Source organism: Gordonia liuliyuniae (assembly GCF_021739025.1).
GTDB classification, from domain to species: domain Bacteria; phylum Actinomycetota; class Actinomycetes; order Mycobacteriales; family Mycobacteriaceae; genus Gordonia; species Gordonia liuliyuniae.
In genome coordinates, this window is the sequence record NZ_JAKKOT010000002.1 from 730,750 (window position 1) to 745,894 (window position 15,145).

Sequence of the window (15,145 nt, forward strand, 5' to 3'; positions counted from 1 at the left end):
ATGGGCGTGAAGCTTGGAGTGGTGGGTGCGACGGGTCAGGTCGGCGCCGTGATGCGCGAGATCCTGGCGCAACGCAACTTCCCGGTCGACGAGATCCGATTCTTCGCGTCGCCGCGTTCGGCGGGCAAGACGTTGCCATGGGGTGACGAGGAGATCGTCATCGAGGACGCCACGACGGCGGACCCGACTGGCCTGGACATCGCGTTGTTCTCGGCGGGCGGCACGATGTCGAAGGTGCAGGCTCCGCGGTTCGCGGCGGCGGGCGTCACTGTCATCGACAACTCGTCGGCGTGGCGCAAGGACCCCGACGTGCCGTTGGTGGTCGCGGAAGTGAACGGCGAACTCGCGAAGAATCCGCCGAAGGGCATCATCGCGAACCCGAACTGTACGACGATGGCCGCGATGCCGGTCCTCAAGCCGCTGCACGACGCGAAGGGCCTCAAGCGACTGATCGTGTCGAGCTACCAGGCGGTGTCCGGCAGCGGGCTGGCCGGAGTCGCCGAACTCGCGGGACAGATCCGCAACGGCGTCGACGACGCCGAGAAGCTGGTGCACGACGGCAAGGCCGTCGACCTGGGCGAGCCCGTCAAGTACGTCGCACCGATCGCCTTCAACGTCGTCGCTCTCGCGGGCGACTACGTTGACGACGGCTCGGGTGAGACCGATGAGGATCAGAAGCTGCGCAACGAGTCGCGCAAGATCCTCGGCCTCCCGGATCTTCTGGTCAGCGGTACGTGTGTGCGGGTGCCGGTGTTCACCGGTCACTCGCTGGCCATCAATGCCGAGTTCGACGAGTCGGTCTCTCCCGCCGAGGCGCGCGCCATCCTGGCCGACGCCGCGGGGGTTCAGGTCGTCGACGTTCCGACGCCGCTCGACGCGGCGGGCGGCGACGTCTCGCTGGTCGGCCGCATCCGTCAGGATCCGGGTGCCCCGGACGGCACTGGTCTCGCGCTGTTCGTCTCGGGCGACAACCTGCGCAAGGGTGCGGCGTTGAACACGATCCAGATCGCCGAGCTGCTGGTGTAGTCCAGGCTCGTATTTCCACCTTTCGGGGCGGTGACCGCATGGCGGTCGCCGCCCCGAAATCGTATGGCTCGCGCGAATCGCACGGATGGTGTCCCCCGTTACAGCTTTCGGGCAATCGTGCGCTACATTGCACCCATGAGAAAATACTCGGGAGTAGTCTCACGTTCTGTTCGGGCGTCACGACACGCCGTCGCCGCTGGTCTGGTCACCGTCGTCGCGGCTGCCGGGGTTGTCGCCGTCGGTGATCCGGGGACCGCAGATGCGGCACGGAACTTCTACGTTCCTCCGTCGACGTACGATTCGACACCGGGTTCGATCATCCGCACCGAACACAGCGACCTGCTGCTGCAACTCCCGGGGATGAAGGGGCAGTGGCCGGGCACGGCGACGCGTCTCATGTACACCTCGAAGCTCCAGAACGGGAAGCCGACCGCGGTGACGGGCACTGTCGTCGAGCCGACCGCGAAGTGGAACGGCAAGGGGGAGCGCCCGACCGTGGTGGTGGGGCCGGGCACCGTCGGGCAGGGCGACCAGTGTGCCGGGTCCAAGATGATGAACTTCCCGATGGCGGTCGACCTCACCAAGCCGAGCATCGGCGTCAACTACACGGCGCCCGAGATGTACCTGATGCTGCTCAACGGTGTCCGAGTCGTTATCACCGACTACGTCGGCATGGGGACTCCCGGCATCCATACGTACGTGAACCGGGTCGAATCCGGCCGGGCGATGCTCGACGCCGCGCGCGCCGGACTGAAGGTTGCGAACGCCCCGAAGGACGCGCCGGTCGCATTCACCGGCTACTCGCAGGGCGGCGGCGCCGCCGCGTCGGCCGCTGAGCTCGCCGAGACGTACGCGTCCGACCTCAACGTGAAGGCCACCTACGCGGGTGCCCCGCCCGCCGACCTGTCGAAGGTCATCACGAAGATCGACGGCACGTTCATCGCCGGGGCGATCGGCTACGCGATCAACGGTCTCGACGCCCGCTATCCGGAACTCGGCCCGATCCTGACGAAGGAGACCAACGCGCAGGGCAAACGCGTGCTCCGTGACACGGCGACCCAGTGCATCGGCGACTCCGGTCTGGCGTTCGGTTTCCAACGAACCAACCAGTGGACCCGTGACGGCAAGTCTCTCGCGTCGGTGATCAAGCGGCACCCCGAAGTCCAGAAGATGCTCGACGACCAGCGCATCGGCTCGCTCAAGCCGAACGCGCCCGTCCTGATCTCCACCGGTGTCAACGACGACGTCATCCCGACCGGCCAGGTCGTCACCCTGTACAAGGACTGGCGCAAGCAGGGTGCGAATGTGCGCCTGACCCGTGACTACACGCCGCCGATCTTCCCCGGCCTCGTGGTCAACCACGCGGTCCCGATGCTGTTCAAGCTGCTCCCGGCGACGAGCTTCCTCCTGACGGAATTCAACCGCTGAGGGTTCAACCGCTGAGTGTTCGACCGCTGAGCAGACTGAGCAGTGGAACCTGTCTGGCTGACTAGTCGAGCTTCCTTCGTCCGAGAGTTCGGGTCACATCCCCGAGCCCTCGGACGAAGTGCTTTCTGTGCGCATCCCGCGGATTACCGTGCCCAGAATCGGTGAAACGTGTTCCACTCGATTGCGTGAAACGTCTGACTCGAGCCCTCGCCGTCATGGCGACCGTGGCACTCGCCGCCGGAGTCGCACCGGCACAGGCCGCACCGCCCGTCGGTTCGCCTCCCGGGGTCGCGACACCGTGGACGTCGCTCATGCACGGTGACGCGGCGTCGACCGACAGCACGCAGTTGCGCGGGCCGGGCACGACGGGGCATCTCGCCGCGTCGAGCGTTCCGGGCGGAGTGTGCGCGGCGACGTTCGTCGGGACCGACGGCTACCCGGTCTCGCTGTGCACCTCGTACCTCGCCGGCGATCCGCCGCAGGTCGCGACTCCGGTGGTCACCCTCTTCCACCCCTACTCCGCGAAAGTCCTCGCGACCCTGCCGCTCACGAAGGGCGGGCTCCTCGGCGGCGTCTACGGCTACCTCGACGAGAAGAACCGGGTGGTCGTCGCCGACGGGAGCGGAGCCGTCCTGCACGTCGGACATCATCGGACCCCGAACGGCTGGAAGCTGTCGGTCGACCGTCGCGTCGACATCTCGAAACGGATCGGGAGCGATCAGGTGACTGGTCTGGCGCCCGACTTCGACGGACGCGTCTGGTTCGTGACGACGAAGGGAGTGGTCGGCACCATCGCGCCGAACGGCCGTGTCGCCGCGAACCGACTGCCCGTCGGCGAGCGACTCGGGAACGGATTGACCATCCGGCGGGACGGCGCGTCCGTCCTCACCACCCACGCGCTGTACGAGATGCGCGCCGGCGACGACGGCGTCCCTCGCACCGTGTGGCGCCGCGCGTACGACCGTGGACCGGCACGAAAGCCCGGTCAACTCACCTGGGGTTCGGGCACCACTCCCACCTACTTCGGGTCGGGCGGCGACAGCTGGGTCGCGATCGTCGACAACGCGCACGTCCCGCGCCTGCACGTCCTGAACGCCGACACCGGCGCGCCGGTCTGTTCGATGCGCGCATTCACCCGGTCGCCGCAGGGAACCGAGAACTCACCGATGGCGTGGGGCGACAGTATCGTCATCCCGAGCACATACGGCTACCAGTACCCGCCGATGGCGGTGACGGGACCGAGTCGCCCGGCGGGCGCCCCGTTCACCGGCGCCATGACGCGTATCGACGTCGTCGACGGGAAATGCATGCGCGTCTGGGAGAACTACCGCGACCGGATGGCGACGTTGCCGCGACTCTCGCGCGCCGACGGGCTCATCCACGGGCTCGCATATGGCCCGTATCGGCTCGGCCCGCAACAGCTCGGATCGGTGAACTACGTCGGCGTCGACTTCCGGACCGGGGCACGCATAGTCACCCGCAAGGTCGGCGACGCACCGGTCGACGAACCGATGCAATTGACGGGCATGATCGGACCCGGTGGCGTGCTCTGGCAGGGGACGGTGACGCGAATGCTTAAGATCGCCCCATGACGTTCCCCGACGGCGACCCCGACCGCATCCCGACGCAGGCCGAGCTGGATGCACAGGACATGGCCGAGATCGCCCGTCAATCCAAGGATGCCGAGCAGCGTGACCGCTACCCGGGACGGCCCACCGACCCGGGGCCGCCACCGACCGCACTCACCCGCGACGCCCGGGTTGCGTGGCTGCTGTCCGCGGCGGCAGGCCTGATCTGGGTGGTCTACGGTTTCACGAACCTGTCGGCGACGACGTCTCGGCTCGCCGGGCGGCTGCAGCCCGGGCTCGAGGATGTTCCCGACGTCGACCCGGCGGCGAAGGCGGAGTCGCTTGCGCACTTCTGGCCGCTCGCGTTCCTGATCGGCATCCCGGTCGTCGTCGCGCTCTCGTGGCTGATGCTCGTCGGCATCGAACGCGCACACAGCCGTAATCTGCGCAGCGTCTACCTGTCGACCGTCGTGGTGGTGCTCCTGTTCATCCCGGTGTGCGCGGACCTGCTGTTCAACTATCCCGATTCGCCCCGATGGGTGTGGGCGATGGCATGGGTCCAGTTCGCGCTGCTCATCGTGTCCGCGCTGATGACGTTGCGGCGCAGCGTCGGACAGTGGCTGCCGCAGTCGATGCGCGTGCGCCCCATGAGGGTGGCCCGTGGCGAGTAGGTTGGAGATCGTGCGCCGCGAAGACCGTCGGCGACGACACGCGAAAACAAGGAGACTCTCATGACTGTGACCCCCGTGTACCGAGTATCGTCGACGTCCCGCGGCGGTGGCCGTGACGGCGAAGTGGTGTCCGAGAGCGGGCGCATCGACCTCACCCTGGCGCCTCCCGTCGAGATGGGCGGAAACGGCGACGGCAGCAACCCGGAAGAACTGTTCTCGGCCGGTTGGGCGGCGTGCTTCATGGGCGCGCTCCGCCTCGTCTCCAAGAACGCCGGCGTCACTGTGCCCGAGGGCGCCGAGGTCAGCGTGACCGTCGGCATCGGCAAGGACGACGCCGACGAAGGATTCGGGCTCACCTCCGACATCTCGGTGTACCTGCCGGGCCTGGAGACCGCACAGGCCAACGAACTGGCACTCGCCGCGCACGGCTTCTGCCCGTACTCGAAGGCGACCCGCGGCAACATCGCCAGCACCGTCACGTCGCGTGTGTGAAACACGTTTCAATTCGTGACCCGCTGGCGGTAGGTTGTCCCTCGTGAACAGTTGGGCATTTACAGCAGGCATCGGCATCTTCGCCGTGACCATCGCGACGATCGCATTCGTCGCCTACCGCCAGCGAGAGGCGGCTTCGCTATTGCGAGAAGCCGAGCTCGCGAGGAGTCTGCGTGAGCTGGCCGACGGTGACGCCGTGCGGCTGGCAGCGGTCGACGAGTTCGAGACGACGGTCTACCGACGTCTGTTCTACAGTTCGGTGATCGGGCCGCGGCTGCGCAGTGTCGCTTGGGCGCTGCTCGGCGCGGTACTCGCCGGAGCGGGGGTCCTCGCCCTCGACACGTTCGACGGAGTCGTCGCGATGGTCATGTGGGGCGTGCTCCTGGCCGCGACGGTCGTCTTCGCGCTCGCCGCACTCGGATACGCCGGAGCCGCGATCTTCCACGCTGCGACCACACCGCGAGTCACCGTCTCCTACACGGAACCGTCCGACGACGAATGATTCGTCGGCGGGCGACGGCTCTGCGGCACCCGATCCTCGCCGCAGCGGTGATCATCGTCGTCGGAGCGCTCACCGCGTCGTCGGTTCCGATCCTCGGCGCAGCCGCACCGGCGGCGACCAGACTGCCGCCGTTGGCCGTCGTCCGTGATCCCGGTGTACCCGCCGCGGTTCTCGTCAGCCGCACCCTCTTCGATTCGGCTCCGACCGCCGTCGTGCTCGGCGCCGACGCATCTGCCGCCGATGTGCAGCGTGCCCGGGACACGGCCGTCGAGAACCGGCTCCCGATGTTCGAGGTCGGACGGGACGTCCGCGCTGTGCGAGACGAGCTCGCGCGACTGCGCACCGTCGGGTTGATCGAGATGGGCGACGTGCCCGACCTCGGGGTTCCGGTCTCGGACGACGCCCCTGCGCCCGCAGTGGTCTCCGCTGTCGCCGGGCAGGACGCGCTGGTCCTCGTCGCCGGAGGGCCCGATGCCGTCACCACGGCCGAATCGGCCGGAACGTCCGTCGTCGGGCTACCGGTCGGCGACGCGCGCGCCACTGGGGAGTCGGTCGCCGCGCTGAAATCCGACGACGGACGGCCCGTCGTCGCCATCGGTGCGTTCGGCGACGAGAAGACATTCGCCGGCCAGGTCGACGCCGCACGGACCGTCCCCGAACTCCCCGGCGGCGGCCAGCTCGTGTTTCCCGGACGACGCGTTGTCGCCCTTTACGGATCGCCCGGCTCGGCCGACCTCGGTCCTCTCGGCGCGCAGGGAGTGGACGAGTCGATCCGGCGAGTCAAGCGCATGACGCGTCCTTACGCTGCGCTGTCGGACGTGCCGGTGGTCCCGGCGTTCGAGATCATCGCGACCGTTGCGTCCGCCGACCCGGGGAGCCGGGGCGATTACACGAACATGCTCGACCCGGCGATGCTCCGGCCGTGGATCGACGCCGCCGAGAAGGCGGGCGTCTATGTGACGCTCGACCTTCAGCCCGGGCGGATGGACTTCCTCACGCAGGCTAAAAGGTATCGGGGCCTGTTGCGCCGACCGAACGTCGGTCTTGCGTTGGACCCCGAATGGCGACTCAAACCGAACCAGAAGCATCTGACGCAGATCGGCTCCGTCGAACCGGCCGAAGTCAATCGGACCGCCGACTGGCTTGCCGGCCTCGTCCGCAGCGAGAACCTGCCGCAGAAGGCCTTCGTCCTGCACCAGTTCGACGCCGCGATGCTGGGCGACCGCCGTCTGATCGACACGTCGCACCCCGAGCTCGCCACCGTGATCCACGCCGACGGGCACGGGACGCCGTCGGTCAAGATGGAGACCTGGCGGCGGATCGTCGCAGGACTGCCGCCGAATGTCTGGCTCGGGTGGAAGAACTTCTACACCGAGGACAAACCGATGTTCTCTCCCCGCCACACTCTCCGAGTGAACCCGGAACCATGGTTCGTCTCGTATCAGTGACGGGGTATCAGTGATGGGGCGCATCAGTGACAGGGCGCATCAGTGACAGGGCGCATCAGTGACAGGGCGGAAAAGGCCTTCTGAGCAGACGATTTAATACTTCGCAGGTCGTCGTTGTAGGCTGTATCAGGTTGCACACGGGGTGTGGCGCAGCTTGGTAGCGCGCTTCGTTCGGGACGAAGAGGTCGTGGGTTCGAATCCCGCCACCCCGACGCTAGGTTGAGATAGCAGAAGAGGCCCCCGGCCTGCAGAGATGCGGACCGGGGGCCTCCTCGTATCTCCAGCGCCTTAACAGGCGGCGACGGGGATGGACGTGATTGGGGAGGATCTTGGCGATGCCTACTATGAGAAGTAAACAACTTATGCTCTATCCCGACTATGGCGCTTCGTGGGGGCTGTGGTCCGGTGATACACCTAGTCCGGAACCTGGCGGTTGGTGGCCGGGGCCGAAGAACTTCGGGTTCAGCGAGGAACTCGAGAGCGCGTTGCGCACGTGGCTCGACCAATGGCAGGACAACTTCGCACAGTCGCCCCAACAGGAGCAGCACACGTGGCCGCGGGATTTCGATGTCGACGCGTGGATGGCAGAAGGCGATCGCCTCGCCGACATGATCGAGACCGAACTACCGGAGTTCACCGTCGAGCGGGGGTATCTATCCCACGACAGACGGGGAAATTGGATGCTCGACTGAACTCTGGCCTGGCGGGTACTGGCCGGCCCAGCCGCTCGGCCGCGATGGGCCACAGCGCCAGCCACGCCGAACGACTCACCACGCGCCATCCGAGGTCGCCACAATAAGGCAGCTAAGGCTAGCATTACTAGAATGGATATGAGTAAGGCAGTCGCGCCCGTCCTGGCATCGATCGGCAGCCCGTCCTCCGTCCGAGATGCTCAAGAGTTCGCGGCGATCGACACCTTCCCCGACGACACTCGACTGGCGGCCCGCTCGATAGCATCCGGCTACGGCGGGACGCCGATCATCGGCGACCTCGACCTCGACGTGCCGACCGGGGTTGTCACCACGATCATCGGACCCAACGGCTGTGGGAAGTCGACGCTGCTGCGCACCCTCGCCCGGCTGATCAAACCGTCAGCGGGTTCGGTGGTACTCGACGGCAAGGACATCGCCGAGTACCGCACCAAGGAGGTCGCCACCAAGCTCGGCCTGCTGCCGCAGTCGCCGATCGCGCCCGAGGGCTTGACCGTCGCCGACCTCGTCGCCCGGGGCAGGCATCCGCACCAGAGTTGGATGCGACAGTGGTCGTCGACGGACGACGACATCGTCGACGCCGTGCTCACCCAGACCGGTATCCGGGATCTCGCCGACCGCACCGTGGACTCGCTCTCCGGGGGACAACGGCAGCGGGTGTGGATCTCGATGACGCTCGCTCAGGGCACTGACATGATCCTGCTCGACGAGCCGACCACCTTTCTTGACCTGTCGCACGCGCTCGACGTCCTCGATCTCGTCGATGACCTTCACGAGGAAGGCCGCACCGTCCTCATGGTGCTCCACGACCTGAACCTCGCAGTCCGCTACAGCGACAACCTCGTCGCGATGAAGGACGGCTCCGTCATCGCACAGGGCCCGCCGTCGAAGGTCATCACCGAGCAACTCCTCTTCGACGTGTTCGGCCTCCGGTCACGTGTCGTCGACGACCCGGTCAGCGATCGTCCCATGATCGTCCCGATCGGGCGCAGCCACACAAACGTGTGACCGGGTGTGTGACGGGGTTACGCGAGCCTAGACGGGGACGCCCTGGAGGCTGGGGAGTTGCAGATCGACGTCGGCGTCGTGGCCGCCGTTGGAGACGGGCGTCAAGGTCAGCAGCGTCGCTTCGGGACGGCAGCTGAAGCGGGCCGGAGCGTAGGGCGACGTGCCGAGGCCTGCACTGACGTGCAACGCCATGTCTGCGCCCCAGCGGGACAGGCCCTTCACGCGTGACCGGTCGATGTGACAGTTCGTGACCACCGCGCCATACCCGGGGACGCAGAGTTGCCCGCCGTGGGTGTGGCCCGCCATCACCAGGTCGTAGCCGTCGTCGGCAAACGAGTCCAGGACCCGCGGCTCCGGCGAATGGGTCAGACCCAGGCGCAGTTGAGCGAGCGGGTTCGGACGTCCGGCGATTGTCTCGTACCGGTCGCGTTCGATGTGCGGGTCGTCGACGCCTGCGGCCGCGATGCGGACACCGGACGCCTCGATCTCGCGGATCGTGTGCGTCGCGTCGAGCCAGCCGCGTTCGGTGAAGGCGGCGCGCAGATCCTGCCACGGCAACGACTCGCCGTGCGTCCGCTTGTGGTCCTTCTTGAAGTACTTGAACGGGTTCTTGGGCTTCGGGCCGAAATAATCGTTCGACCCGAACACGAACAGGCCCGGCCGCGACAGGAGCCCGCTGAGCGCTTGCACCACGGCGGGGACAGCGTTCGGGTGGGCCAGATTGTCGCCGGTGTTGACGACCAAGTCGGGTTCGAGCGAGTCGAGTTCGGCGATCCACGCCTGCTTGAGGTGCTGGTGGGGCGTCATGTGGATGTCGCTGATGTGCAGCACCCGCAGCGGTGACGAGCCGGCCTCCAACAGCGGGGCGCTCACATGGCGCAACGCGAACGCATTGCGTTCGATCACCGTCGAGTAGAGCAGACCAGCCGCCGCGGCGCCTGCCGCCCCCGCGGACAGTCGTGCCAGGCTCGTCGCGGAGATGCCTGTGCCGGAACCAGAATCCATGCCTCCACGATAGCGCTGCCCGCGTCGGCGGTCAGGTCACTCGTCGGGGACTTCGATCACCACAGGCCCCACACCGGGCACTTCGACGGTCTTCTGCGTCGACCCGCCGCCGTCGCCGTCGCGGTCGTTCTTCTCGGTGCCGCGGCCGTTGCTCACATACATGGCGATGGTGCTGCCGGGCATCGCGCTGTCGGATGGGGCCGTGAACACCACGGTGCCCTTGGGGCGTCCGCTGTCGACCTCCAGCTCCTTCACCTTGAACCCTGCCTCCTGCAGGCGTGACGTCGCCTGACTGGCGGGCAGGCCACTCACGTTCGGGATCCGTCCGCGATCGCTGCCGACCACATACGACGGGTCCTTCGGCGGCATCGCGACCGGACCGAACTTGGTGGCGACGGGTTTCACCGCGTTGTACCAGGTGCGGGCCGGCTCGAAACCGCCGTAGACGTCGCCGTCGTAGCACTGGCGCAGCGGAGCGGTGCAGATGCCGCTCGGGGTCGGGCCGTCGTTGTACACGTACGACGCGGCCGCGAGCTGGTTGGTGAATCCGAGGAACGCCGCCGATCGGTGCGCCTCAGTGGTGCCCGTCTTGCCCGAGAGGGGGAGCGTCCAGCCGGTCGACGCTGCCGCGGCAGCTGAGGTGCCGCCACCGCGGTCGTCCTCGCTCATCGCGTTCGCCAGGGTGTTGGCCAGACCCGAGTCGACGACCTGCTCGCAGGCCGGCGGCGTGAACGGCACCGGGACCATCGCCGGGTTGCCGTTCTCATCCATCACGCGGTTGCCGTACTTGTCGCGCTTGACCTGCTGGATGGAATGGATGGGGTTCGGCGGGCACCAGACGCCGCCGGACGCGAGCGTGGCCGCGACATTCGACAGTTCGAGCGCGTTGACCGCGAACGGGCCGAGCGTGAACGAACCGAAGTTGCCCTTCTTGATGTACTCGGCGAGGCTCTGGTCGCCGTTGCCGGACGTTCCGGGGGAATTGTACGAACGGAGCCCCAGGCGCACCGCCATGTCGACGGCGGGCTTCACGCCGACCTGCTGGAGCAGTTGGACGAACGTGGTGTTCGGGGACGTCGCGAGAGCTTGCGTCACCGATGCGTTCGGCGGGTAGGCGCCCGCGTTCTTGACGCAGTACGCGTTGACCGGGCAGCCGTTGAGGCCGTTGCTGTCGCCCATCCCGTAGACGGCGACACTCGACGGGATCGCCAGCACGGCGTCGGTGCCCATGCCCTTCTCCATGGCGGCGGCGGTCGTGAACAGTTTGAAGATCGAGCCCGCGCCGTCGCCGACCATCGAGAACGGCTGCGGCTGCACCGTCTCGTCCTTCGCCGCGTCGAGCCCGTAGTCGCGGCTGGACACCATCGAGACCACATCGTGGGACTGCTTGCCCGGACGGACCAGGCTCATCACGTTCGCGATGCCGGTGGTGTGCGGGTTCGCCTGTGCCTTGGCTGAGCGCAGCGCAGATTCCTGGACCTGCGGGTCGAGCGTGGTGCGGATGACGTAGCCGCCGCGCATCACGGTCTGGCGGGAGATGCCGTTGTCGGCGAGGTACTGCAGGACGTAGTCGCAGAAGAATCCGTCGTTGCCCGCGCCGATGCAGCCTTGGACGGGTGTGCGGGGGGAGGGCAGGACGCCGAGCGGCTTGTTCTTTGCCGCCGTGAGCTCGGCTTTCCTCTCCGGGAAGTTGCTGATCATGGTGTCGAGCACGGTGTTGCGTCGCGTGGTGGTGGCCTCGGGGTCGCTGTAGGGGTTCAGCGCCGAACTCGACTGCACCATGCCCGCGAGCATCGCTGCCTGCTCGACTGTCAGCTCCTTCGCCGAGTGGCCGAAGTAGGTCTGCGACGCGGCTTCGATGCCGTACGCGTTGTTGCCGAACGGAACGACGTTCAGGTAGCGGGTGACGATCTGCTTCTTCGCGTCCTGCTTGGCGGCCGCGTCGTCGAGCCCCTGTTCGCGTTTAGCTTGATCGGTGAGCGTCTGCTCCAAGGTCAGCGCCATCCGGACCTCGCGCAGCTTGCGCGCAGGCGTCGTCTCGATCGCGGCCTGTCGTTCGGCCTCGGTCCGTGCCAGCACCAGCAGTTGATAATTCTTGATGTACTGCTGGTCGAGCGTCGATGCGCCCTGCTGCACTTCGCCCGACGACGAGTTCTTCAACGCCGCGCGGATCGTGCCGCGCCAGTCCACGCCGTCGTGCTCGAGGAAGCGACGGTCCTCGATCGAGATGATCGCGCGGATCATGTCCTGGGAGATGTCGTTGTATCCGACCTGGTAGCGGTACTGGTCGAACAGTGTGGCGATGGGTTTGCCCGCAGCGTCGGTCACCGTCGTGACTTCGGGGACAGTGCCACTCAGCAGTTCGGACGAACTGTTCTCCATCGTCGCGGCGGCCCGGTTGGTCAGTACCCCGACCCCGCCCGCGAGGGGGAAGAGGAGGCCCGCCACCAGGACGCCCGCCATGACGCAGGCTACGGCCAGGCCGACTAGGTTCGATGTCTTCCGCACGGTCGCCAGGATACGTGTGAATGCAATCTCATCGCGGTAGCGACCTGGCCGATCCCACCTTCGATACCCTCACTCCCCGATCTCGACTTGATTTGCGATTGGGGTCTCAATAGTGTGTTGGACGTGAGGTACCCCACAAAGTAGTGATTTGTAGGGTGGATTCACTGAAGAGATCTTATGCGCGTACCGAGCGCCGGTTCGTGTCGATGGGTTTGTGAAAGGTGGGATCGCGCAATGACTCTCGCACCGTTGCCGTCCGGAGATACTGACACTCGATTGACGTGGGTCTCGCTAGCGCGCTGTCGCGGCGGGAATCCGGACGACCTGTTCGTTCGAGGGGCCGCGCAGCGCAAGGCTGCGACGATCTGCAGGCACTGCCCAGTGCAGATGGAGTGCGGTGCCGACGCACTCGACAACCGGGTCGAATTCGGCGTGTGGGGCGGCATGACCGAACGCCAACGCCGCGCGCTGCTCCGCCAGCACCCAGAGGTGACCTCCTGGGCGGCGTTCTTCGAAGCCCAGCGTCGCAGGCAGCGGATCGGCGCCGTCCCCGACGCCCACAACTGACGCGAGAGGCCCGGCGCTGATGCGCCGGGCCTCTTCTCGCTGAACTGGTCTCAGCCGCGGCTGATGATCTGCTCGGCCACCGCGCGGAGCGCGTCCGAATCGGCGACTTCGAACGGTAGTGCGGGCACGCCGACGGTCGGGACGCTCGGGTGCGACGACGTGAACCGTTGCAGCAGACGGAGTTCGCGTTTCGCCATGGTGGCGCGCTCGACGTGCACCTGCAGGACGCCACGCGTCAGGTCGTCGTCGACCGTGCTCGCCGCGGCTTCGACGGCCGGTGTCGGCAATGACGTCAGATTCGGGTGCGTGCGGTTCACGATCAAGCCCGCCAACGGCATCGTGTCCTTCGACAAGCGGTCGACGAAGAACGACGCCTCCCGCAGCGCGTCCGCCTCCGGAGACGCCACCACGACAAATTGTGTGCCCGGGCGTTTGAGGAGCGAGTAGGTTCGTTCGGCGCGTTCGGAGAAGCCGCCGAACATCGAGTCCAACGACTGCACGAAGGTCGCCACGTCGCGCAGGATATCGCCGCCGACGATCGTCGAGATGCCGCGCATCGCGATGCCCATCGCCCCGGTCACGACGCGGCCGACGCCGCGCCCGCCGCCGACGAGCATCTTCATGAGCCGACCCGACAGGAACGACCCGAGACGTTGCGGTGCGTCGAGGAAGTCGAGCGCGTTCCGCGACGGGGGAGTGTCGACGACGATGAGGTCCCACCGGTCCTCGTCGAGGAGCCTGCCCAGCTTCTCCATCGCCATGTACTCCTGGGTGCCGGAGAACGACGACGCGACGGTCTGATAGAAGGCGTTGTTCATGATCGCTTCGGCACGATCGGGCGTCGAATGCTCGACGACCATGTCGTCGAAGGTGCGGCGCATGTCCAGCATCATCGCGTCGAGCGACCCGCCCGCTGCCGCCGCGCTCGCGATCGGAACCGGCTGCGGCTCGTTGGTGAGCTCGCTGACGCCGAGCGACTGTGCCAGACGACGCGCCGGATCGATCGTCAGGACGGCGACCTTGCGGCCGTTCTCGGCGGCGTGCAGCGCCATCGACGCGGCCGTCGTCGTCTTGCCGACGCCGCCGGAGCCGCAACAGATGATCACGCGAGTACTCGGGTCGGCGAGCACCGCACCCATCTTCAGGTCAGGCATCAGGCTCCCGCTTTCTTCAGCACAGCGACGAGTTCGTACACGCCGCCCAGATCCATCCCCTGATCGATGGACGGCAGGGAGATCTGCGGGGCGTCGACGTCGTCGAGTTCGGCGTGCGCCACCTGCTGGGCTTGGACGCGTGCGGCGTACTCGATCGACTCGGTCAGCAGCCCGGCGAGGTCGTCGTCGGTGAGCTCGACCCCCGCATCGGTCAACGTCGACCGCACCCGGTCGGCGTCGATCCTCCCTTCGGCGATCGCGTCGAGCTCGTCGTCGGGGAGGTGCGCGGTCTCGACACGGTTGATGATGATCGAGCCGATGTGCAGACCCTTGGCGCGCAGTTCGTCGACCGCTTCGACTGTCTCCTGGATCGGCATCGCCTCGAGGAGAGTGCACAAGTGCACCATGGTGTCGGCCGAGTGCAGGAGCGTCGCGACACCTTCGCTTTGCTTGCGGATCGGGCCGGACTTGGCCAGGTCGCGCATCGCGGACGTGACGTCGAGGAAGTTTCCGATACGTCCGGTCGGCGGTGCGTCGACGACGATCGAGTCGTAGAGACGGTGCCCCTTCTTGTCGAGGGCGATGACGCGTTCCTTCACCTTGCCGGTGATCACGACGTCGCGCAGGCCCGGCGCGACGGTCGTCACGAAGTCGATCGCGCCGACGCGTTTGATCGCGCGACCGGCGAACCCGAGGTTGTAGAACATGTCGAGGTACTCCAGCAGCGCGTGCTCGATCTGCAGGGCGAGTGCCCACACCGAGCCGCCGCCCTCGAGAGTCGCGACCTGGGTGTCGACCGGCGGCAGCGGCTGCGTGTCGAAAAGCTGCGCGATGCCCTGGCGCTCCTCGCATTCGACGAGGAGGACGCGCTGGCCACGCGAGGCCAACGTCAACGCGAGCGCGGCAGCGACCGTCGTCTTCCCGGTTCCGCCCTTGCCTGACACGAAATGCAGTCGTGCCTGGCGGGCCTGATCGGACCACTGACTCGTGGGACCGTCCGTCACATGTTTCTCGACCACGCCGTTCACCTTATCGGCCTCGCCGACGTGACAGTTCGT

Annotated in this window: 14 protein-coding genes and 1 tRNA gene; 11 read left to right on the top strand and 4 right to left on the bottom strand. The window is 66.9% G+C overall.

From position 1 onward, the window contains the following. The 10 genes from L5G28_RS04380 to L5G28_RS04425 all read left to right on the top strand — a co-directional run bounded on the left by L5G28_RS04380 (position 1) and on the right by L5G28_RS04425 (position 8,853). Positions 1-1,026 carry an aspartate-semialdehyde dehydrogenase gene (locus L5G28_RS04380; RefSeq protein WP_237000450.1) on the top strand — a complete coding sequence of 342 codons (1,026 nt, stop codon included), beginning with the start codon at positions 1-3 and terminating at the stop codon, positions 1,024-1,026. A 135-nt stretch (positions 1,027-1,161) separates the two neighbouring features. Next, positions 1,162-2,454 (top strand): lipase family protein, encoded by a 1,293-nt coding sequence (locus tag L5G28_RS04385; protein WP_237000451.1) that lies wholly within the window; start codon positions 1,162-1,164, stop codon positions 2,452-2,454. Positions 2,455-2,639: 185 nt separating this feature from the next. After that, positions 2,640-4,046, top strand: a complete 1,407-nt coding sequence (locus tag L5G28_RS04390; RefSeq protein ID WP_237000452.1) for a hypothetical protein — start codon at positions 2,640-2,642, stop codon at positions 4,044-4,046. Then, a complete protein-coding gene (locus L5G28_RS04395; protein WP_237000453.1) occupies positions 4,043-4,693 on the top strand; it encodes a hypothetical protein in 651 nt (216 codons plus the stop codon). Before L5G28_RS04390 ends, L5G28_RS04395 begins: the two co-directional genes overlap by 4 nt. A gap of 60 nt (positions 4,694-4,753) precedes the next feature. Then, positions 4,754-5,185 (top strand): organic hydroperoxide resistance protein, encoded by a 432-nt coding sequence (locus L5G28_RS04400; RefSeq protein ID WP_236997944.1) that lies wholly within the window; start codon positions 4,754-4,756, stop codon positions 5,183-5,185. A gap of 43 nt (positions 5,186-5,228) precedes the next feature. Then, positions 5,229-5,687, top strand: coding sequence for a hypothetical protein (locus L5G28_RS04405; RefSeq protein WP_236997943.1), 459 nt, complete (start codon positions 5,229-5,231; stop codon positions 5,685-5,687). Beyond that, on the top strand, positions 5,684-7,135 hold the full coding sequence (locus L5G28_RS04410) for a hypothetical protein (protein WP_237000454.1): 1,452 nt from the start codon (positions 5,684-5,686) through the stop codon (positions 7,133-7,135). Before L5G28_RS04405 ends, L5G28_RS04410 begins: the two co-directional genes overlap by 4 nt. A 138-nt stretch (positions 7,136-7,273) precedes the next feature. Further along, a tRNA-Pro gene (locus L5G28_RS04415) sits at positions 7,274-7,347 on the top strand. A gap of 150 nt (positions 7,348-7,497) precedes the next feature. Further along, positions 7,498-7,827 (top strand): immunity protein CdiI family protein, encoded by a 330-nt coding sequence (locus L5G28_RS04420; RefSeq protein WP_237000455.1) that lies wholly within the window; start codon positions 7,498-7,500, stop codon positions 7,825-7,827. Between the two features lie 132 nt (positions 7,828-7,959). Continuing rightward, positions 7,960-8,853, top strand: a complete 894-nt coding sequence (locus L5G28_RS04425; protein ID WP_237000456.1) for an ABC transporter ATP-binding protein — start codon at positions 7,960-7,962, stop codon at positions 8,851-8,853. 27 nt (positions 8,854-8,880) lie between these two features. On the opposite strand, the gene L5G28_RS04430 is transcribed toward L5G28_RS04425, so the two are convergent. Further along, positions 8,881-9,858: a metallophosphoesterase gene (locus L5G28_RS04430; RefSeq protein ID WP_237000457.1), complete on the bottom strand. Its 978-nt coding sequence runs from the start codon at positions 9,856-9,858 to the stop codon at positions 8,881-8,883. Positions 9,859-9,894: 36 nt separating this feature from the next. Beyond that, positions 9,895-12,321, bottom strand: a complete 2,427-nt coding sequence (locus L5G28_RS04435) for a penicillin-binding protein (RefSeq protein ID WP_237000552.1) — start codon at positions 12,319-12,321, stop codon at positions 9,895-9,897. A gap of 279 nt (positions 12,322-12,600) precedes the next feature. Between L5G28_RS04435 and L5G28_RS04440 the strand changes: the two genes are divergently transcribed. Further along, a complete protein-coding gene (locus L5G28_RS04440; RefSeq protein WP_237000458.1) occupies positions 12,601-12,933 on the top strand; it encodes a WhiB family transcriptional regulator in 333 nt (110 codons plus the stop codon). A 50-nt stretch (positions 12,934-12,983) separates the two neighbouring features. Here the strand turns inward: L5G28_RS04440 and bagB are convergent, their stop codons facing one another. Further along, a complete protein-coding gene (bagB, locus tag L5G28_RS04445) occupies positions 12,984-14,087 on the bottom strand; it encodes an ArsA family ATPase (protein ID WP_237000459.1) in 1,104 nt (367 codons plus the stop codon). Further along, entirely contained in the window at positions 14,087-15,115 is a 1,029-nt protein-coding gene (gene bagA / locus L5G28_RS04450) for an ATPase BagA (protein ID WP_372477164.1), read from the bottom strand. The genes bagB and bagA overlap by 1 nt, the downstream gene beginning before the upstream one ends. Positions 15,116-15,145 lie beyond the last annotated feature (30 nt).

Bases quoted from the DNA above. Each gene is read 5' to 3' on its own strand.
- L5G28_RS04380 (WP_237000450.1), top strand. From the start codon at position 1: ATGGGCGTGAAGCTTGGAGTGGTGGGTGCGACGGGTCAGGTCGGCGCC.
- L5G28_RS04385 (WP_237000451.1), top strand. From the start codon at position 1,162: ATGAGAAAATACTCGGGAGTAGTCTCACGTTCTGTTCGGGCGTCACGA.
- L5G28_RS04430 (WP_237000457.1), bottom strand. From the start codon at position 9,858: ATGGATTCTGGTTCCGGCACAGGCATCTCCGCGACGAGCCTGGCACGA.
- L5G28_RS04395 (WP_237000453.1), top strand. From the start codon at position 4,043: ATGACGTTCCCCGACGGCGACCCCGACCGCATCCCGACGCAGGCCGAG.
- bagB (WP_237000459.1), bottom strand. From the start codon at position 14,087: ATGCCTGACCTGAAGATGGGTGCGGTGCTCGCCGACCCGAGTACTCGC.
- L5G28_RS04440 (WP_237000458.1), top strand. From the start codon at position 12,601: ATGACTCTCGCACCGTTGCCGTCCGGAGATACTGACACTCGATTGACG.
- L5G28_RS04435 (WP_237000552.1), bottom strand. From the start codon at position 12,321: ATGGCGGGCGTCCTGGTGGCGGGCCTCCTCTTCCCCCTCGCGGGCGGG.
- L5G28_RS04410 (WP_237000454.1), top strand. From the start codon at position 5,684: ATGATTCGTCGGCGGGCGACGGCTCTGCGGCACCCGATCCTCGCCGCA.
- L5G28_RS04400 (WP_236997944.1), top strand. From the start codon at position 4,754: ATGACTGTGACCCCCGTGTACCGAGTATCGTCGACGTCCCGCGGCGGT.
- L5G28_RS04425 (WP_237000456.1), top strand. From the start codon at position 7,960: ATGGATATGAGTAAGGCAGTCGCGCCCGTCCTGGCATCGATCGGCAGC.
- L5G28_RS04420 (WP_237000455.1), top strand. From the start codon at position 7,498: ATGCTCTATCCCGACTATGGCGCTTCGTGGGGGCTGTGGTCCGGTGAT.